This is a genomic window from Litoribacter populi, from assembly GCF_007483685.1.
Taxonomy (GTDB): domain Bacteria; phylum Bacteroidota; class Bacteroidia; order Cytophagales; family Cyclobacteriaceae; genus Litoribacter; species Litoribacter populi.
In genome coordinates this window covers 298,897-317,163 of record NZ_VMKN01000001.1, presented here as the reverse complement: position 1 = coordinate 317,163, position 18,267 = coordinate 298,897, and the positions used below count along the sequence as shown (strand labels likewise).

General features: G+C 43.9%; 17 protein-coding genes. 9 read left to right on the top strand and 8 right to left on the bottom strand.

Features of this window, described 5'->3' with window-relative positions; translation table 11 throughout:
• The first annotated feature begins 60 nt into the window (after window positions 1-60).
• Together FPL27_RS01415 and FPL27_RS01410 are read left to right on the top strand one after the other, a co-directional pair.
• On the top strand, window positions 61-2,388 hold the full coding sequence (locus FPL27_RS01415; RefSeq protein ID WP_185974261.1) for a M1 family metallopeptidase: 2,328 nt from the start codon (window positions 61-63) through the stop codon (window positions 2,386-2,388).
• 492 nt (window positions 2,389-2,880) lie between these two features.
• Complete coding sequence (locus FPL27_RS01410) at window positions 2,881-3,783, top strand: sugar phosphate nucleotidyltransferase (RefSeq protein WP_143959388.1); 903 nt, start codon at window positions 2,881-2,883, stop codon at window positions 3,781-3,783.
• A gap of 35 nt (window positions 3,784-3,818) precedes the next feature.
• Here the strand turns inward: FPL27_RS01410 and FPL27_RS01405 are convergent, their stop codons facing one another.
• Window positions 3,819-5,033, bottom strand: a complete 1,215-nt coding sequence (locus tag FPL27_RS01405; protein WP_235893352.1) for an ammonium transporter — start codon at window positions 5,031-5,033, stop codon at window positions 3,819-3,821.
• Complete coding sequence (locus tag FPL27_RS01400; protein ID WP_143959387.1) at window positions 5,033-5,326, bottom strand: hypothetical protein; 294 nt, start codon at window positions 5,324-5,326, stop codon at window positions 5,033-5,035. The genes FPL27_RS01405 and FPL27_RS01400 overlap by 1 nt, the downstream gene beginning before the upstream one ends.
• 166 nt (window positions 5,327-5,492) lie before the next feature.
• On the opposite strand from FPL27_RS01400, the gene FPL27_RS01395 reads away from it, so the two are divergent.
• A complete protein-coding gene (locus FPL27_RS01395; protein WP_143959386.1) occupies window positions 5,493-5,909 on the top strand; it encodes a DoxX family protein in 417 nt (138 codons plus the stop codon).
• On the opposite strand, the gene recF is transcribed toward FPL27_RS01395, so the two are convergent.
• Complete coding sequence (gene recF, locus FPL27_RS01390) at window positions 5,906-7,018, bottom strand: DNA replication/repair protein RecF (protein WP_143959385.1); 1,113 nt, start codon at window positions 7,016-7,018, stop codon at window positions 5,906-5,908. The genes FPL27_RS01395 and recF overlap by 4 nt on opposite strands.
• Window positions 7,019-7,188: 170 nt before the next feature.
• Between recF and pdhA the strand changes: the two genes are divergently transcribed.
• From pdhA to FPL27_RS01370, 4 genes are all read left to right on the top strand, one after another.
• Window positions 7,189-8,211, top strand: coding sequence for a pyruvate dehydrogenase (acetyl-transferring) E1 component subunit alpha (pdhA, locus tag FPL27_RS01385; RefSeq protein ID WP_143959384.1), 1,023 nt, complete (start codon window positions 7,189-7,191; stop codon window positions 8,209-8,211).
• Window positions 8,212-8,403: 192 nt separating this feature from the next.
• Entirely contained in the window at window positions 8,404-9,123 is a 720-nt protein-coding gene (locus tag FPL27_RS01380) for a tetratricopeptide repeat protein (RefSeq protein WP_143959383.1), read from the top strand.
• An 88-nt stretch (window positions 9,124-9,211) separates the two neighbouring features.
• Window positions 9,212-9,688: a 6,7-dimethyl-8-ribityllumazine synthase gene (gene ribH / locus FPL27_RS01375; RefSeq protein WP_143959382.1), complete on the top strand. Its 477-nt coding sequence runs from the start codon at window positions 9,212-9,214 to the stop codon at window positions 9,686-9,688.
• Window positions 9,689-9,744: 56 nt separating this feature from the next.
• Entirely contained in the window at window positions 9,745-11,067 is a 1,323-nt protein-coding gene (locus FPL27_RS01370; RefSeq protein WP_143959381.1) for an aspartate kinase, read from the top strand.
• A 38-nt stretch (window positions 11,068-11,105) separates the two neighbouring features.
• Here the strand turns inward: FPL27_RS01370 and FPL27_RS01365 are convergent, their stop codons facing one another.
• Window positions 11,106-12,233, bottom strand: a complete 1,128-nt coding sequence (locus FPL27_RS01365; protein WP_143959380.1) for an AAA family ATPase — start codon at window positions 12,231-12,233, stop codon at window positions 11,106-11,108.
• Window positions 12,234-12,421: 188 nt separating this feature from the next.
• On the opposite strand from FPL27_RS01365, the gene FPL27_RS01360 reads away from it, so the two are divergent.
• Entirely contained in the window at window positions 12,422-14,143 is a 1,722-nt protein-coding gene (locus tag FPL27_RS01360) for a M14 family zinc carboxypeptidase (protein ID WP_143959379.1), read from the top strand.
• Between the two features lie 4 nt (window positions 14,144-14,147).
• Complete coding sequence (locus tag FPL27_RS01355; protein ID WP_143959378.1) at window positions 14,148-14,489, top strand: DUF6787 family protein; 342 nt, start codon at window positions 14,148-14,150, stop codon at window positions 14,487-14,489.
• Here FPL27_RS01355 and FPL27_RS01350 read toward each other — a convergent pair.
• The 4 genes from FPL27_RS01350 to FPL27_RS01335 all read right to left on the bottom strand — a co-directional run bounded on the left by FPL27_RS01350 (window position 14,486) and on the right by FPL27_RS01335 (window position 18,221).
• Complete coding sequence (locus FPL27_RS01350; RefSeq protein WP_143959377.1) at window positions 14,486-16,258, bottom strand: sodium:solute symporter family protein; 1,773 nt, start codon at window positions 16,256-16,258, stop codon at window positions 14,486-14,488. The genes FPL27_RS01355 and FPL27_RS01350 overlap by 4 nt on opposite strands.
• A gap of 95 nt (window positions 16,259-16,353) precedes the next feature.
• Window positions 16,354-17,181: a TPM domain-containing protein gene (locus FPL27_RS01345; protein ID WP_143959376.1), complete on the bottom strand. Its 828-nt coding sequence runs from the start codon at window positions 17,179-17,181 to the stop codon at window positions 16,354-16,356.
• Window positions 17,182-17,184: 3 nt separating this feature from the next.
• Entirely contained in the window at window positions 17,185-17,619 is a 435-nt protein-coding gene (locus FPL27_RS01340; protein WP_143959375.1) for a TPM domain-containing protein, read from the bottom strand.
• An 11-nt stretch (window positions 17,620-17,630) separates the two neighbouring features.
• Window positions 17,631-18,221 carry a LemA family protein gene (locus tag FPL27_RS01335; RefSeq protein WP_143959374.1) on the bottom strand — a complete coding sequence of 197 codons (591 nt, stop codon included), beginning with the start codon at window positions 18,219-18,221 and terminating at the stop codon, window positions 17,631-17,633.
• Window positions 18,222-18,267: the final 46 nt, after the last annotated feature.

Here is an 18,267-nt window from a genome sequence, read left to right as displayed (position 1 = left end):
GAGATTAAAATAGTTAGTTAATTGCGGGAAGGCTGAGGGGAAAATCACAAACATCAACTTATGAAAAAAACGTTTCTATTTGTCCTAATAGGCTTTATGCTTTCCCCATTGGCCCAAGGACAGCACAGTGAACAAAACCATGCTGAAAGGTTTGAACAGCTCGGACCTATGCTCCGATCACCGAATGTTTACAGAACCGCCTCTGGTGCGCCTGGACATATGTATTGGCAGCAAAAAGCCGATCATGAGATAGAAGTGGAACTCGATGATGATAACCAATCCATTACCGGCACCCAAAAGGTCACCTACTTCAACAATTCTCCGGATCAACTGACATACCTTTGGATCCAACTCGACCAAAACGAGCGGGCAAAGGATTCGGACACACATAAAATTGCGCCGAGTAAGATTGATTCTCTCATGTCCCTGCGACAGCTGGAAACCATTCTTTGGCATGACCTTGACCTTGGGTACCAAATCAAATCGGTACAAGACCTCCAAGGCAATGACATCCCGGTTACCATCAACAAAACCATGATGCGCGTGGACCTCCCCGAGCCTTTAAAAGCGGGTGAGACTTTCGAATTCCGCGTCGACTGGTCCTTCAATATCCATGACCGGATGAGTTTTATTGGAGGTAGACCAGGTTATGAGTATTTCGAAAAAGACGGCAACTACCTCTACACCATGGCTGAGTGGTTTCCTCGCATGGCCGTTTATTCTGATTTCGAGGGCTGGCAAAACAAGCAGTTTTACGGCAGAGGGGAATTTGCCCTGACCTTTGGCGATTACAAAGTAAGCATCACGGTACCGGCTGACCATATGGTGGGTTCCACCGGAGTGCTCCAAAACCCTGAGGAGGTAATGAGCCCGGCCGAACTTGACAGATGGAACCAAGCCAAGGAGACTTTTGACAAACCGGTCGTAATCCGTACTCAAGCTGAGGCTGAGCGTTTGGAAAAAGGCCGCGCCAAAGACAGGAAAACGTGGATTTTCCATGCCGAAAATGTTAGGGACTTCGCCTGGACCAGTTCCAGAAAATTCATCTGGGACGCCATGGCTGTTGAACTTGGCGGCAAAAACGTAATGGCCATGTCCTACTACGGCAAGGAAGGTAACCCGCTTTGGGAGCAATATTCTACCAGAGTAGTAGCACACACTTTGAAATCCTATTCTGAAAAGACCTTTGATTATCCATATCCAGTTGCCATTTCTGTAGAAGGTAGCAATGGCATGGAGTACCCCATGATCTGCTTCAACTACGGCCGTCCAGATGAAGATGGAACCTATTCTGAAGCAGTTAAATACGGCATGATATCAGTGATCATCCATGAGGTAGGCCACAACTTCTTCCCAATGATTGTCAACTCTGACGAAAGACAGTGGTCCTGGATGGACGAAGGGTTGAATACTTTTATGCAGTTTATGGCCGAGCAAGAGTGGGACAGAGATTACCCATCTCGAAGAGGTCCAGCACATAAGATCGTACCTTACATGCGTTCGGAAAAGCACCTGCTCGAACCCATCATGACCAATTCTGAAAACATCATCCAGTTTGGGCCAAATGCCTATGCCAAGCCTGCTACTGCTCTGAACATCCTAAGGGAAACGGTGATGGGCAGAGAGTTGTTTGATTATGCATTTAAGGAATATGCCCAGCGATGGAAGTTCAAGCATCCGACTCCGGAAGATTTCTTCAGGACCATGGAAGATGCTTCGGCAGTTGATTTAGATTGGTACTGGAGGGGTTGGTTCTTCGGCACCGAGCCTGTGGATATGTCCATCAGCGAAGTGAACTGGTTCAAGATGGACAGCAAAGATCCCAAGGAGGTCAAGGCGCGTCAAAAAGAAGCCTTTGAAAGGGAAGAGGACTACATCTCCAAGGCCCATAATAGAAATGACATCGCAAGCACGATAGTAGAGTCTGATCCAGAAACCCGCGATTTCTACAACAGCTACGACCGATTCCGTGTCACTCCGGAGGATGAGAAAGAGTATAAAGAATTTATGGCCAGTTTGAGCGAAAAAGAAAGAGAATTACTTAACTCTGGCATGAATTTTTATGAAGTAACATTTGAAAACATTGGCGGATTGGTTATGCCATTGATTATTCAGTTTAACTATCAGGACGGCACCTCCGAAATCGAAACGATTCCAGCCGAAATCTGGAGACTGAATGAATCGGAAGTGACCAAAGTGTTCCCTAAAACCAAAGAGGTCAAAAGCATTGTCTTGGACCCTTACCGGGAAACAGCCGACATTGACGAAGCAAATAATTACTGGCCAAGACAGCAGCTGCCATCCAGATTTGAGCTTTTCAAGCAAAACTCAGGAGCAAGAGGCGCCTCCACGGGAGACAATCCCATGAAGCGGGCCAGAAGAAGATAATTACCTTGATTACATAAACCAACTAATCCAGGTAGGCGGACCTTTAGGGGTCCGCCTTTTTTACTTTAAGGCAGGTTTACTTTAGTAATAATTTTTGTCAAAGGGCAGTTCACTAGGTACTTACCACCATGCTCCTTGACATTCAATACTTTTCCTACCTGATCTTTTCACCTACACTCTTTTATATTTTCTAGTGACAAACGGTAGAGAATCCGTATTGGATCGGGAGAGCCTAGGAATTGGTTATAAGTTTGTACCCTATTCAAGCCAATATTATAATATCGATAACGGCACTTGATGATTGACTAGGCTTGGCTTTATTCGCTCTTTCAGAGGGCCTTTTATGGATCGAAATCCAGGACACTTAAAAATTACCTTTGGCGCAGTTTGTGAGGAGTGCAGCCCAGTTAAAAAGTAGATTAAGAATTCCCAGCTTGGAATAAATTCTTTAGTTTTGGGACTTTGAATTAGAAACGAAAACTGATATATAAAATGAGCAAACCAACACTTTTAGTACTAGCTGCCGGAATGGGCAGCAGATATGGTGGCAATAAGCAAATCGACGGATTCGGTCCAAACGGGGAAACCATCATCGAGTATTCCATTTTTGATGCCATCAGAACAGGCTTTGGCAAGGTAGTCTTTGTGGTTAGAAAGGAAATCCTTGAGGAAGTAAAGGAGAAATTTCTTCCTAAACTAGAAGGCAAAATCGAGGTGGAGTTTGTACTACAGTCTCTTGACAGTTTTGTACCTGAAGAATATAATAACCCCGAAAGATCCAAGCCTTATGGAACCGCTCACGCAGTTCTATGCACGCAGGATGTCATCAAGGAACCGTTTGCAGTGATCAATGCTGATGATTTTTATGGTAAGGAAGCCTTTAGTGTGTTATCTGATTTCTTGAGCAATGGTGTTCAGCCTAACCTCCATAGTATGGTGGGGTATGAATTACAAAACGTATTGTCTGACAACGGAACCGTTTCCAGAGGTATTTGCGAAACAAATGAAAAGAACCAGCTTTTGGGAATGGTGGAGACAACTGATATCGGAAGAGAGGGCGATAGGATTGTAACCAAAATGAACGGTGAGACTATCGAATTGGCCCCGACTGCAAAGGCTTCCATGAACTGCTGGGGATTCCATCCTTCATTTATTGAAGCTATCAATGAGCAATGGTCCGAGTTTTTAAAAAACAACTACACCAATCCTAAATCCGAATTTTACATCCCAACAGTAGCCAATCACCTTATCCAAGAGGACAAAGCAGCTGTTGAGATTCTCTCGGGAGGCAAGACATGGTTTGGCGTCACCTATACCGATGACAAACCAGAGGTAATCAGCTCGCTAAAAAAATTACACGAAGAAGGTGAGTATCCTGAAAACCTTTGGAGCTAAAAATTAAAGCCATGCGAGAAATTGCATGGCTTTTTTCATTCCCGTTTCCCGAAATAGGGATAGGCATGCATGCTGTGTTCGTGGATATCCAAACCTTGTTTTTCTACATCCTCAGGCACTCTAAGTCCGAAGGTCTTTTTAATAGTATAAAATGCGACCCAACTGAAAACTAAGCAAAAGCCCCCTACGATCAGAACCCCTAGAATCTGGGATACTAATTGATTCCAGCCCGCTTTTTCCCCGATGATCCCCACTGCAAGCGTCCCCCAAATTCCACTCATCAAGTGAACAGGAACCACCCCTACAGGGTCGTCTACTTTGATTTTATCCATTAAGATTACCCCGAAAACCACCATTACGCCGGCCACCAACCCGACGAGTGCAGCCTGCCAAACATTCATAACATCGGCCCCAGCCGTGATAGAAACCAAGCCCGCGAGGATGCCATTTAGCACCATAGTGATATCAAAAGTCCGGAAAGTCACATAGGAGGTGAAGTGTGCACCGATAGATGCGGAAGCAGCCCCTACAGCGGTGGTTACAAATATCCGGGACAGTTGCCCTGGTTCGGCAGACCCTAATGATCCGCCATTAAATCCAAACCAGCCGAACCATAACAAGAAAACCCCTAAAGTGGCCAAAGGAATATTATGGCCCGGGAATGCCCGGACTTTTCCCTGATAAAATCTTCCTAACCGTGGACCAACCAATATGGCCCCGACTAATGCTGCCCAGCCCCCAGCACTATGCAGTAGCGTACTACCGGCAAAATCATAAAATGGCGTATCCCAATTATCCATAAATCCACCACCCCATTTCCATCTGGCTATAATGGGAAAACAAAGCCCTATATATAAGGTGGAAAACAATAAAAATGGTTTTAATTTAATACGCTCCGCTACGCCCCCAGACACAATAGTGGCCGAAGTGGCCGCAAACATGGCCTGAAAAATAAAATGGGTGTAGTAGGTGTATTGTCCGTCCACAGTTTCAAATCCATCCCCTTCGGGAAAATAGACTCCCAACTTAAACAAGCCTTTCACATCCTCCGCATGCATGATGTTATATCCAATCAGGGCATAAGTAAGTATTCCAATGGATGGAATGATGGAGTTTTTATAGAGAATGTTGATGGTGTTTTTTTGACGGGTAAGTCCTGATTCCAACGTAGCAAACCCAATATGCATGATAAAGACCAAGATGGTGGCCATAATCATCCAGAGGTTGTTAATCATCAGGTTTCCCTCCATTATAGGTCTGGATTTTGAGAAAAAGACTTGAACTCCTTTACTTCCGTGACCACATAGGCTAAACCTGCGTTATTGTAGGTATCCAAACTCTGATAGATTTGCTCCAATTGGTTAGGGCCAACCACAAGTTCCAGCTTTACTTTTTCCTCAAAAATTGAAGGGGAGGGCACTCCTCGATATTGTGTTCCTTTGCTTCCCAGCACAGCAACGCTGCTAACTTGCGAAAAATTTATCATCAGTACTTTTAGCCCCTGGATATCCTCCATCAGTGCATCAAAAGTATGTATAGGCATTAAAGCTTCAATTTTTACCATAATTCAACCGATTCCTACATTAGGCCAACTAGACCAAGATGGGATTGTTTGATCAACGGTAAAGGAGTTTAAACTTTTTATCTTAAAATTGGTAATCTTTAAACGGAATATTTATTGTGGAGTAGTTTTTCTAAATAATACGATCATGAAACAAATGATATTTTCCACCCGCCCATTCTTCACCGACGTAGGATTACTCATTTTCCGTGTTGGGGTTTCACTAATGATGATGACACACGGCTGGGGCAAGATTCTCAACTTCAGTGAGCGGCTAGGATCATTCCCAGACCCATTGGGCATAGGCTCGGCATTCTCCTTACAACTGGTGATTTTCGCGGAATTTTTCTGCGCCATTTTGGTGGCATTGGGCTTTGCCACCCGCTTGGCTTTAATCCCCCTCATCATTAACATGCTCGTAATCGCCTTTGTGGTGCATGCGGGTGAAGGGTTTTCTGACAAGGAATTACCTTTACTGTTTCTGCTTTCATGGATATTCCTTTTCCTCAGAGGAGCCGGAATATATTCTATGGATGGGCAGATGATGAAGAAAAAAAGGTATTAACCTTCAGGCTCCGGCCTAATTGTTCCTTTTTCAATCCGGAAAAAAGTCTTTTCCGCATCTATGGAAGACAAAATCTGCTTGGACCTCTCTGGCCTTGCATCAGTTATAAAAAGTTGCCCAAACTGATGGTCGGCCACCAGGCTGACCATCTTTTCTATTCTGGCATCATCAAGTTTGTCAAAAATGTCATCTAAGAGTAATATGGGCTTTACACCCATTCCTTCCTCCAGAACCTGAAATTGGGATAATTTTAAAGCAATTAAGTAGCTTTTCTGCTGACCTTGAGATCCATATTTTTTCAAAGGAAAGCCATCTATCTCAAAAGCAAAATCATCCCGGTGAATCCCTTTGTTAGTCCTTTTTAAAGCCAAGTCCCGCTGTAGCGATTCCCTGAACATCTTTTCAAACCCTTCAGGGTCACAATGGCTTTCATACCTGACGGTCACGGCCTCCTTGCTATCAGAAATAACCCTATAATGATGCTCCAATTTCGGGCTGAAGTTTTCAATAAACTCTATTCTTTTGGCATAGATGACATGACTCAGCGAAATCAACTCCCGATTGTAAGGTTCAAGCAACTCCTTATCAAACTTGCCACTTTCGGCAAATTGCTTCAACAAAGCATTTCGCTGCTTGAGAAAATGTTGGTAGCGGACAAGGGCCTGGAGATAATTTCTATCCAACTGGGAAAGCATGCTATCGACAAACTTCCGCCTATCCTCACTCCCCCCTTTTATAAGCTGTATATCATCGGGAGCAATCATTACAACAGGAAAAAGCCCTATATGGTCACTCATCTTGTCGTATGGTTTTCCGCTTAATATAAGCTGCTTTTTCTTTCCAGCCTCAAATACGCATCTAAGTTCAAGGTCTTTCCCTTCCCTTTCAAATTCTCCTCCAATGGTAAAAAAACTTTCCTCGTGAAGAATATTTTGAGAATCGATGGTATTGAAAGCGCTGCGAGTGAAACACAAATAATGAATGGCATCTAAAATATTGGTTTTGCCGCTACCATTCATTCCCAAAAAACAATTGATTTCCTTCGAAAACACAGCTCTTTCCTGTTTATAATTCTTGAACTGGTTGAGCTTGATGTTTTTTAGGTGCATAAGGTTTGGTTTGGGGTGGTAAAAGTACGTTTTATGCGTCAATATAGAAAACACCAATGTCCTTTAAAAAGCGCCTGAAGCAGCTCCCAAAACATGGAAAGGTTTTGCTAATCAGCGAAACATGGCCTATATTTGACCCGCAAACTTAGGCTATTTATACAAAATTCGATATGGCGAAGAAGAGTTCGAATAAAACCAAGGCGAAAGCAAAATATTCAAAGGAGACCTATACCTATTGGTATGAGAGCATGTTGCTCATGAGGAGGTTTGAGGAAAAGGCAGGCCAACTTTATGGACAGCAGAAGATCAGAGGTTTCTGTCACTTATATATTGGGCAGGAGGCCTGTGCTTCCGGTGCCATCACCGCACTTGAAAAAGATGACAAGTGGATCACCGCTTACCGTGACCATGCCCACCCACTGGGACTAGGCACTGATCCGGGTGCTGTAATGGCCGAGCTTTTTGGTAAGGCTACTGGCACTACCAAAGGTAAAGGCGGTTCTATGCACATCTTTGACAAAGAGGTAAACTTCATGGGTGGCCACGGAATCGTAGGTGCACAAGTACCAATGGGTCTTGGAATCGGCTTTGCCGAAAAATACCGAGGGACCAAAAATCTTTGCATCTGTCACATGGGTGACGGTGCGGTAAGGCAAGGTGCAGTTCACGAGGCGTTCAACTTGGCGATGCTTTATAAGGCTCCTGTTATTTTCGTGATTGAAAACAACGGTTACGCAATGGGTACTGCGGTAAAAAGATCTTCAAATGTAGATGATCTTTCCACTATAGGTGAATCATACGACATGCCTTCCTTCCCAGTGGACGGTATGAATGTAGAAGCCATCCACGAAGCAGTGGCGGAAGCTGCCGAAAGAGCAAGAAAAGGAGATGGTCCTACTTTGCTCGAATTCAGAACTTATCGTTATAAAGGTCACTCCATGTCAGATCCCCAGAAGTACAGAACTAGGGAAGAAGTGGAAGAGTACAAGCAACGTGACCCTATCGAGCAGGTGAAGAAAACCATTTTGGACAATAATATCTTGACCGAAGATGAGATCGACGCGATCAATAAAAAGGTGAAGAAGCAAGTGGACGAAGCGGTGAAGTTTGCTGAAGAGTCACCATGGCCTGACGGGCAGGATGCCTTCAAGGACGTGTACGTTCAGGAAGATTATCCTTTTGTGATGGAATAAATTAACCATATAAGATATTTTAACCCCCAAAATGAAATCATTTTGGGGGTTATTTTTTTATAAAACAAAAGAATGTCCTAATATTAAGGCTTCATTTGCCGAGCTCCTTTAGTTTCTGGCAAATGACAGGGGAAATAAGATATTGCTATTAAATAAAACATCCTCTATATTTGCGACTGAAAATTAGTAAAAATGGCGAAGACAGACATTAAAAACGTAAAAGCACAACAAGAGCAGGCAAATGAACTTCTGGAAAATCCGGACGTAATTGCTGACAGGTTAGGTAGAGGCGAGGCGTTCTTGAAGGAGAACACGAAATTAGTAGGAGGGATAATCATTGCTATCGTTTTGGTAATCGCCGGAGTAATTGGTTTTCAAATCCACAAAGCCAACCAAAACAAGATCGCCCAAGCAGAAATGTACCAAGCAGTATATTACTGGGAGCAGGATGAAGCAGACCTTGCCCTTAACGGTGACGGAGAACATGCTGGCTTTTTGACAATCATTGACAAATACAGCGGAACGGATGCATCTAATCTAGCACATTTCTATGCTGGATCTCTTTACCTTGCAGAAGGAGAGCACCAGAAAGCGGTTGACCACCTTAAAAATTTCTCTTCAAGTGATTTCTTTGTTCAGGCTAGAGCTTATGCCTTGATCGGCGATGCTCAGATGGAGCTTGGTCAAACAGGTGATGCTATCAACTCCTATAAAAAAGCTGCTGACTACAAGGAGAACAAATTCTTCACTCCTCGCTACTTGAACAAGTTGGCAATTGCCTATGAGGAAAATGGCGACATCAACAATGCAATCAAGACTTACGAGGAGATCGAGGAGAAATACTTCGAATCTTATGAATTTACTGCAGCACGAAAGCATAAAGCGCGCTTAGAAGGCCTTGCCTCTAGGTAATGCTGCTGTGCAGAGCATTTTAGAGAGAGTAAGGCCCACCGGCTTTACTCTTTTTTTGTTTTTATAACTAATCAAAACCCACCAACTCATGGCTACCCAACTTAAAAACCTCAGTGAATATTCAGCAGGCAACATCCCCGATATCAGCGATAAGAAATTTGCCGTAGTGGTGTCAGAATGGAATGAAGATGTGACAGAGGCCCTTTACGAAGGGGCTATCAGCACCTTGCTCAAACATGGGGCTAAAAAGGAAAACATCTTTAGAAAAAACGTACCTGGCTCCTTTGAACTTTCCCTTGGTGCCCAGTGGACAGCTGAAATTGAGGAGATCGATGCAGTTATTTGCTTAGGCTGTGTTATACAGGGGGAAACCAGGCATTTTGATTTTATTTGTGATGCCGTGGCCCATGGAATTACAAATGTCAGTCTAAAGTATAACAAACCGGTGATCTTTGGGGTATTAACACCTAACACTCAGCAACAGGCATTGGACAGGTCAGGAGGCAAGCATGGCAACAAAGGCGACGAAGCTGCCATCACTGCCATCAAAATGCTGGGCTTTTAACCAACTATTTATTTAAACCTATTACTTCCGTATTTGGAATACGGATGCTTTCAGTTATGAAAATCATGAAATTTGGCGGCACGTCTGTCGGCAGGCCCGAGAGAATGCACCAGGTCAAAGACCTTATAATTCAAGACGACTCTCCCAAAATAGTTGTCCTTTCCGCCCTTGCCGGCACTACCAATGCCCTAATCCAAATCGGGGAGGCATTGAGCCAAGCCAATAAGAAGGAGGCCAAGCAAATTATAGATGAGCTGCAAGTTCATTATGAAAGTTTCTATATGGAGCTTTTGAGTACCGAAGCAGGAAGAGCAAAAGCCCTCAGCATCATCCAGGAGCATTTCGAATTTTTGAACATCATTCTGAAGATCAATTTCAACGAGGCCATAAACCGGGACATTTTGGCTCAGGGCGAACTTTTGTCCACCAAGCTGTTCTGCACTTTATTGGATGAATTGCTGATAGACGCTGTATTTCTACCTGCCATCGACTTTATGAGCATCGATGAGAATCAGGAGCCAGAACTGCTTAAAATTGAGGAGAGGTTGAAGTCCATCCTTTCGGACTACCCACACCAAAAGCTATTCATCACTCAGGGTTTTGTCTGCAAAAATCACCGCAAGGAGATCGACAACCTCAAAAGAGGGGGCAGTGACTATACAGCCTCACTTATAGGGGCAGCGCTGAACGCGGAGGTAATTGAAATCTGGACCGATATTGACGGGATGCATAACAATGATCCGAGGATCGTAGACCAGACCAAGCCGATTGCCCAGCTGTCATTTGATGAAGCAGCTGAATTGGCCTATTTTGGAGCCAAGATACTCCATCCTGCTTCTATTTGGCCAGCTCAGATGTACAACGTCCCCGTCAAGCTACTCAACACCATGCAGCCTGATGCATTGGGTACTACCATCACCGCTGAAGAACAAGGACAAGGCGTAAAGGCTATAGCTGCCAAAGACGGTATCACTGCCATCAAAATCAAATCAAGCCGCATGCTGCTCGCCTACGGCTTCCTGAGAAAGGTCTTTGAAATCTTTGAAGCATATAAGACGCCGATTGATATGATTACCACTTCTGAAGTGGCTCTATCTGTAACTATCGATGATGAAACGCATCTTGTAGAGATCATCTCAGAACTGGAGCACTTTGGGATAGTGGAAGTGGATCAAAATCAAAGTATCATTTGTATAGTGGGCAACATGGTAGCCGAAAGTAAGGGCACCTTGAAGGATATCATGGATGCCATGATCGATTTCCCTATCCGCATGGTATCTTATGGGGGTAGCCGTCACAATGTATCTTTACTGGTGAACACCTCAATAAAAAATGATGCGCTCAAATCGCTAAACAGTAATCTTTTTACATTCAATTGATGAAAAAGCCAGCCTTCGGGTTGGCTTTTTAAATTTGGCTAGACTAACCTAGCCATCCATCTGGATAATAGTACCTCGTGGACGATATATCCACCCTCATCTTCCTCAACTACCAGCTCAAGTCTTTCCAGTGCTTTTAAGGCAGTAGCTACGGTACTTGCAGCTCCTAACCCATATTTCAGCAGGAAATCCTTTCCTTGGGGGGATTGAAGAGGCTCTTCCTTGGCTATAGCTTTAAAAAGCCTCCATTGTGTCTTGGTGAGCATTTTAGCCATGCTACCAAACATCCCCTGATGCTGGTTCAAAATCTCATCCAACACAAATGTTATATCTGCATCGCTGACTTTCACACAGTGTGAAAACAAATAATTGCAGATGAGCTGAATGGTGTAAGTCTGCCCTCTAGCCCATTGGTAAATTGTATCGATTTGTTCAAGGGATATTTCTTTCGACCTTGCCTGAAAATGCCCCTGGATAAAAGGCGCATATTTTTCCAACGGTATGGGATCCAATGCCAACAATTGGGCGCTATGGTAAAATGGCCGGTTCTTTTCAGCAAACATGCTAACCATCATTTTTCTATGGCTTCCGCTAAATATGAACCTTACCTCTGGAAACTGCTGCACCCATGTCCTAAAAACCGCCTCGGCATGCCCGTTCTCATAGTTTGACACTTGCTGGAACTCATCAATGGCCACAACTACCCTTTTTTTCCTTTCACTTAAAAACTGTCCTAATGCCGATAAGGAATGTTCTGGTATAGTAGTGGGATTCACCTTGAAGTTGATTTCAGGAACTCCTGTAAGTGCGTTAAATCCCACAGTTACACCCAAAACAGAAAATAGCCTTTGAATGGTAGCTGAAATTCCGGTTTTGGTCTTTCCGTATTTTTCATAGAGGGCTTGTGTGAGGGTATTTATGGCATCCTCTACACTCCTTGTAGCTAAGAAATCTACATATAAACATTCAAAATTACCCGACTCTAACTCATCAAAAAGTCGATAAATCAATGCGGATTTACCCATTCTCCTCCATGAGTAAAGCACAATATTACGGTCATTTTGAAGATGATCAAGCATTGTAGAAAGCTCGTTCTCTCGGTCACAGAAGTATTTTTTGCCCCTGTAAGAGAGAAGAGGAAAAGGATTAAACGGTTTTTTGCTCATTCCAAGCCTGTTTTTAAATTAATCAATCTGACTTCACGCACTTTACGTCATGCAACTTACGTCACGCACTTTGCGTCACGCACTTAACGTCACGCACTTAACGTCACGTAAGTTACGTTATAATGTGAGGTTTTGCAATAGGGAGAGAATGTCAGTTATTTAGTATCTTCATCCAAAATTTGAACAATATGCGTTTTTTATATTTTGCCATTTGCTTGATGATAGCTCATTCAGCGATAGCACAGACCACTTTATACGAGGCAAGTTCAGGTAGTCAAACGGCTCCGTATCCCGAAATTATAAGCTTTTACGAAGCTCTAGCAGATACCTATGAGCACGTAAAACTCTGGGAAAAAGGATTAACCGACAGTGGCTTACCTTTGCATCTGGCAATTTATGACCATTCGGGAGCATTTGACGCAGCCGCCTGGAAAGAGGAAGGTAAGAAGGTAGTCCTCATAAACAACGGTATCCACCCTGGGGAGCCAGCTGGTATAGATGCCTCTATGATGTTGCTGCGGGATTTGGCCGAAAAAAAAATCACCCTCCAGGAGGACATTATTTTGGCCATTATTCCTGTCTACAACATAGGTGGGCATCTCAACCGTAACTCCACCACTAGGGTCAACCAAAACGGGCCGGAGGAATATGGATTCAGGGGAAACGCAAGGAATTATGATCTAAACAGAGATTTCATCAAAGCGGATACGCGGAATGCGGCTTCATTTCACGAAATCTTTCACCTCCTCAATCCTTTAGTATTCATAGACACCCATACCAGTAATGGGGCCGACTATCAGCATATCATGACATTGATCCCAACCCAGCACGACAGGTTGGCCGAGCCATTGGGAAGCTACTTAAAGAGCGAAATGATTCCTTTCCTGTTTGAAAAAATGGAGGAACGACAATATCCACTGGTACCGTACGTAAATGCATGGGGAGGACCACCCGAAAACGGTTGGGTGCAATTTAAGGATGGCCCCAGATATAGCAGCGGTTATGCAGCCTTGTTTCATACGCTTAGTTTCATGCCTGAAGCACACATGCTAAAGAGTTATAGGAATCGAGTGGAAAGCATGTACTCCCTGCTGGAGGTATTCCTCCAACAGGTTGAAATGGATGGAGATAAGATGCTGACCTTACAGCGTGAAGCCAAAGAAAAAACCAAGGAGGCCACTGAATTCGGTTTCAACCACATTCCAAATAGGGAGGAATATGAGCTCATCAAGTTTTTGGGTTATGAATCTGGAACCAAGGAAAGCTTGATTTCTGGACAGGACAGGCTTTACTACGATCAAAGTAAGCCTTTTGAGGCCGAGGTAAAATATTATAACACTTATGAACCTAGCTTAAGGTTGAGTAAACCCAAGGCCTACATCATCCCCCAAGGTTGGCACAACGTGGTCAACCATCTCAGAAGGAACGGAGTGCAGTTGAGCCAAATTAAGGAAGACACTACGTTAACCGTGCAGGTTTATCATATTGAGGATTTTGAAACTTCAAACAGGGCTTACGAGGGCCACTTCAACCACAGTAAAGTAAAGGTAGGGAAGGAAGAAGAGAAATTATTGATAAAAAAGGGAGATTTTTGGCTCGAAATGAATCAAGAAAGCAATCGCTTTGTTATGGAGATTCTTGAGCCACAGGCTGAAGACAGCTTCTTTTCGTGGAACTATTTCGATATGATTTTACAGTCCAAGGAAGGCTATTCAGCATATGTTTTTGAAGATTTGGCAGCTGAATACTTGGAAAGTAATCCTAGTCTTAGGGAAGAATTAGAAGAACTAAAGGCAGCAAATGGGGATTTTGCAGAAAATGGACCGGCCCAATTGAGGTGGGTTTTTGAAAACAGTCCATGGAAGGAAAAAGCCCACAATCGCTACCCGATTTATAGAATCGAAAATTGAGAAAATGAATAAACAAACGACGAAATCACCCTCTTATCTGCACAAGCTTCAAACCAAATGGGGGCTTTCTAGCATGTGGCAAGTCTTTTTAGTTCTCATGGTGTTTGCTGCAACGGGGACTACCATCATGATCCTCAAAACCCCTTTACTAGAATTGATGGGAATTGATATGAGTACAGGCGGTTTTTGGAAAAGTACCCTGTACTTCCTGTTTGTACTCCCGCTTTATCAGATCGTATTGCTGTTTTATGGCTTTTTATTTGGACAGTTTTCCTTCTTCTGGGAAAAGGAGAAAAAGCTGGTCAAGCTCTTCAGCCGATCTAAAAACAAAAAGGTGGATAGTTAATCCACCTTCATTTTATTCCAGCCCAGGAACATAAACAATCCCCCCGCAACCGCAACAGCTGTTGCCACCATTCCCGCTGCCACATTACCATAAATCCAAAATCCGGTAGCGAATAAAGCGCAATACACAGTAATACATCCTGCGAGCATCAAACTGATCTCAAAGGGAAGCTGTCCTTTTTCCGGACGGATATCAGGATTTCTCTGAAGGAAAGTTTTCCAACCCTTAGCAGCAGGGTGCACAAGTTTGTAAAAACCTCTGAGCACCTGATTATTTTCAGGCTTTGTCAACAATGTCACAGATATCCAGGCAATGCTTGTAATGGTAACACCCCACAGCAGCTTTTCATGGCTTAGCAAAGGCTCAAAACCAAGTTTTTCATGGTATAGCTCGAAATATATGGCTAGAACAAAGGACACTACCATCCCGGTAATTTCTGTGTAGGCATTGATCCTCCACCAAAACCATCTAAGGATGAATATAAGACCTGTACCCGCACCAATTTGAAGTAAGATTTCAAAGGCTTGAAGCGCATTTTGAAGTTCTAAAGCCAGGAATGCAGCAAAAACCATAAGCAAAACCGTACTCAAGCGGCCCACCATCACTTGTTCCTTATCACTGGCCTCTGGCTTGATAAACCTGACGTAAAAATCATTGACCACATAAGAACTTCCCCAGTTGAGGTGAGTAGAAATGGTGGACATAAAAGCAGCGATCAAGGAGGCTAGTACTATCCCCAGCAAGCCAACCGGCAAAAAGGTGAGCATGGCAGGATAGGCTAAATCGTCATTTAACTTGTCGTCCGGCAGATGTGGAAACGCAACTTTAAGATCACTGATCTCGGGGAATACAACTATCGAGCATAAGGCAATGATAATCCACGGCCAAGGTCTGAGCGCATAATGGGCAATATTGAAAAACAAGGTGGCCCCAATAGCATTCTTTTCATCTTTGGCAGAAAGCATTCTTTGGGCAATGTAACCACCCCCGCCGGGCTCTGCTCCTGGATACCAAGTGGCCCACCACTGTACAGCTATCGGCACAATCAAAAGGGGTATTAATGTAGTGCTATCGGAAAAATCTGGTAAAAGGTTGAGTTTATCTGCAACTTGTGGATTTGCAAAAAGTGCATCTAGAGATCCTATCTCGGGTTGCTGAAGAATATACCACGCGGCACCGAAAGAACCGGCAATGGAAATAAAGAACTGGAAGAAATCTGTTAATAACACTCCTCTAAGTCCACCCAGTGAGCTGTAAAATACGGTGACAATAGAGGCGATTAGCATCGTTTGCACAGGTGTCAGCCCCAGCATCACACCTCCAATTTTAATAGCCGCCAATGATACGGTAGCCATAATTACAATGTTAAAAAATACACCTAAGTATAAAGCTCTAAAAGCTCTTAAGAATGCAGCCGGCTTCCCACCATAGCGGATTTCATAAAATTCAAGGTCAGTGGTGATTTTGGAGCGCCTCCATAATTTGGCGTATACGAATACAGTAAGCATACCGGTAAGCAAAAAGGCCCACCAGACCCAGTTACCTGAAACCCCATTTTTCCTGACAATATCAGTGACCAGGTTTGGAGTATCGGCAGAGAAGGTAGTAGCCACCATGGAAACACCCAAAAGCCACCAAGGCATATTTCTGCCGGAAAGAAAAAACTCTTTGGCATTCTTGCCCGCCTGCCGGGAAGTAATCACACCAATGAGCATGGATACTACAAAAAATGCGGCTATGATAGCCCAATCGATATTACTAATAAGCATAACAGCAGGTTAAATTAATCGGCTATATTATCATTTAAGCGCCAAACCTCAAAAGTTTACCTGCTTATATTCTCAATTAATTGACGAATGGAAAATTACCAACTTCCTCCGGCACCACCGCCTCCGAAGCTACCGCCACCGAAACCGCCAAAGCCTCCACCTCCACCAAAGGAACCTCCGCCCCCAAAGGAACCACGACCCGATGAGAAATCCCCGTATTTGCCACGGCTTTTCCCTCCACCAAGCATATTCATTAGCATCAAAGTGGTAAATACATCCACTCCACCACCACGGCCACCCATATGGTTGTTGTTGTCGCTTTTATTTCGGATTAAGGGAATGATTACGAAAAGAAAAATAAAGAAAAGGAAGAACACCACTGCCCCTCCCGAATTACCCTGACGTTGGGCTCGGTCAGCTTGATACTCACCTGCGGCCAATTTGATGACCATATCGGTAGCCTTATCCAAACCTTGAAAGTAGCTCTCCATCCTAAAGTTAGGCACAATGACCTGATCTACGATCCTTCGGGCCATTACATCAGGGATTGCCCCTTCAAGTCCATAACCCGTGGCAATAAATACCTTCCGGTCTTCCATAGCGGCTAGTATCAACACGCCGTTTTCTCTTTCCTTCGTACCTATGCCCCAGCGATCTCCCAGCTGAAAAGCATAATCACTGATGTCATATGGCCCAACTGACTTAATCAAAACAATACTCAACTGATTACTGGTGCTGTCTGCATAAGCGACCAATTTTTGTTCAAGCTGATTTTCTTCGGTACTGGATAGCACATTTGCAAAATCATTAACCAGACGGGGAGGAGATGGTACTGCCGGAAAATCACCGTCCGATTGGGCGATGGCTTGTCCAAAGGTTAGGAATATAAGAAGGGAAAGTAAGTATTTTGAGAATAATGGCATGTTTTATCCGAAAGAGATTTCATCGGGGAGCTCATTGTCATCCCCTTTTTGGTCATAAGGAAAATGTGATTGAAGCTGCTGACCGGTCATTTCTATACCTTTTCGCAGCCCTTCTGTAAATTCCCTCTTCTTGAATTGAACCACCATGGCTTCCTTAATATCCTCCCAAAAGTGGGGTGGAACCGCCCTGTTGATACCCGCATCGCCCAGAATGGCAAACTTATGGTCCTCAACCGCAAGATAGAATAACACTGCATTTCTATACTGTGTCTTGTGCATCTTCAGCAATTCAAAAACCTCAGCGGCACGGTCCATCACATCACCAGTACAGTGATTCTCTAAATGAACCTGGATCTCACCGGAGGTTTCTCGTTCAGCTTGCTTGATGGCATCGATTATTGTTTTTCTATCCTGTTGGGAAAAGAGTTTTTCAGGCATGGTGTAGTGTTTTAAAACTGAACAGTTGGCGCTTGCTCCGCTCCAGCTGTAGCTTCGAAATAGCCTTTGCGCTCAAATCCATACCACCCTGCAAACATATTATTTGGGAAAGTTCGCAGTTCGGCATTATAGCTTTGAACGGATTGGTTGAAGTTTCGCCTGGCAACGGCAATCCGGTTTTCTGTTCCTTCTAGCTGGGCTTGAAGGTCCCGGAAATTTTCATTGGCCTTCAGATCGGGATATCTCTCCACGGTCACCAAAAGTCTGCTCAAGGCACCGCTTAACTGGTCTTGAGCACCTTGGAATTCGGCAATCTGTTCTGGAGTAAGGTTGTCGGCATTTACATTGATGGAAGTGGCTCTGGCACGAGCGTTGACTACCCCCTCCAAGGTTTCCCGCTCAAAATCGGCATAACCACGGACAGTATTGACCAAATTTGGAATCAAATCAGCCCGACGTTGGTACTGCGTTTCCACTTCAGCCCATTGGCCATCTATGGTTTCCTCTTTTTGCACAAATTGGTTGTAAACACCAACCGCTTTGGTGTACATAAACAGCCCAACAAGGACGATGACAATTATTGGGATTAAAGCTTTTTTCATATGATTGCTAAATTTCACTCAAATTTAGCAAATAACACGAAAGAAA

Excerpts from the sequence above, each read along its gene's own strand:
- FPL27_RS01415 (WP_185974261.1), top strand. The coding sequence starts at position 61 with ATGAAAAAAACGTTTCTATTTGTCCTAATAGGCTTTATGCTTTCCCCA.
- FPL27_RS01370 (WP_143959381.1), top strand. The coding sequence starts at position 9,745 with ATGAAAATCATGAAATTTGGCGGCACGTCTGTCGGCAGGCCCGAGAGA.
- FPL27_RS01395 (WP_143959386.1), top strand. The coding sequence starts at position 5,493 with ATGAAACAAATGATATTTTCCACCCGCCCATTCTTCACCGACGTAGGA.
- FPL27_RS01360 (WP_143959379.1), top strand. The coding sequence starts at position 12,422 with ATGCGTTTTTTATATTTTGCCATTTGCTTGATGATAGCTCATTCAGCG.
- FPL27_RS01350 (WP_143959377.1), bottom strand. The coding sequence starts at position 16,258 with ATGCTTATTAGTAATATCGATTGGGCTATCATAGCCGCATTTTTTGTA.
- FPL27_RS01335 (WP_143959374.1), bottom strand. The coding sequence starts at position 18,221 with ATGAAAAAAGCTTTAATCCCAATAATTGTCATCGTCCTTGTTGGGCTG.
- pdhA (WP_143959384.1), top strand. The coding sequence starts at position 7,189 with ATGGCGAAGAAGAGTTCGAATAAAACCAAGGCGAAAGCAAAATATTCA.
- FPL27_RS01365 (WP_143959380.1), bottom strand. The coding sequence starts at position 12,233 with ATGAGCAAAAAACCGTTTAATCCTTTTCCTCTTCTCTCTTACAGGGGC.
- FPL27_RS01340 (WP_143959375.1), bottom strand. The coding sequence starts at position 17,619 with ATGCCTGAAAAACTCTTTTCCCAACAGGATAGAAAAACAATAATCGAT.
- FPL27_RS01410 (WP_143959388.1), top strand. The coding sequence starts at position 2,881 with ATGAGCAAACCAACACTTTTAGTACTAGCTGCCGGAATGGGCAGCAGA.
- FPL27_RS01345 (WP_143959376.1), bottom strand. The coding sequence starts at position 17,181 with ATGCCATTATTCTCAAAATACTTACTTTCCCTTCTTATATTCCTAACC.
- ribH (WP_143959382.1), top strand. The coding sequence starts at position 9,212 with ATGGCTACCCAACTTAAAAACCTCAGTGAATATTCAGCAGGCAACATC.
- FPL27_RS01400 (WP_143959387.1), bottom strand. The coding sequence starts at position 5,326 with ATGCCTATACATACTTTTGATGCACTGATGGAGGATATCCAGGGGCTA.
- recF (WP_143959385.1), bottom strand. The coding sequence starts at position 7,018 with ATGCACCTAAAAAACATCAAGCTCAACCAGTTCAAGAATTATAAACAG.
- FPL27_RS01380 (WP_143959383.1), top strand. The coding sequence starts at position 8,404 with ATGGCGAAGACAGACATTAAAAACGTAAAAGCACAACAAGAGCAGGCA.
- FPL27_RS01355 (WP_143959378.1), top strand. The coding sequence starts at position 14,148 with ATGAATAAACAAACGACGAAATCACCCTCTTATCTGCACAAGCTTCAA.
- FPL27_RS01405 (WP_235893352.1), bottom strand. The coding sequence starts at position 5,033 with ATGGAGGGAAACCTGATGATTAACAACCTCTGGATGATTATGGCCACC.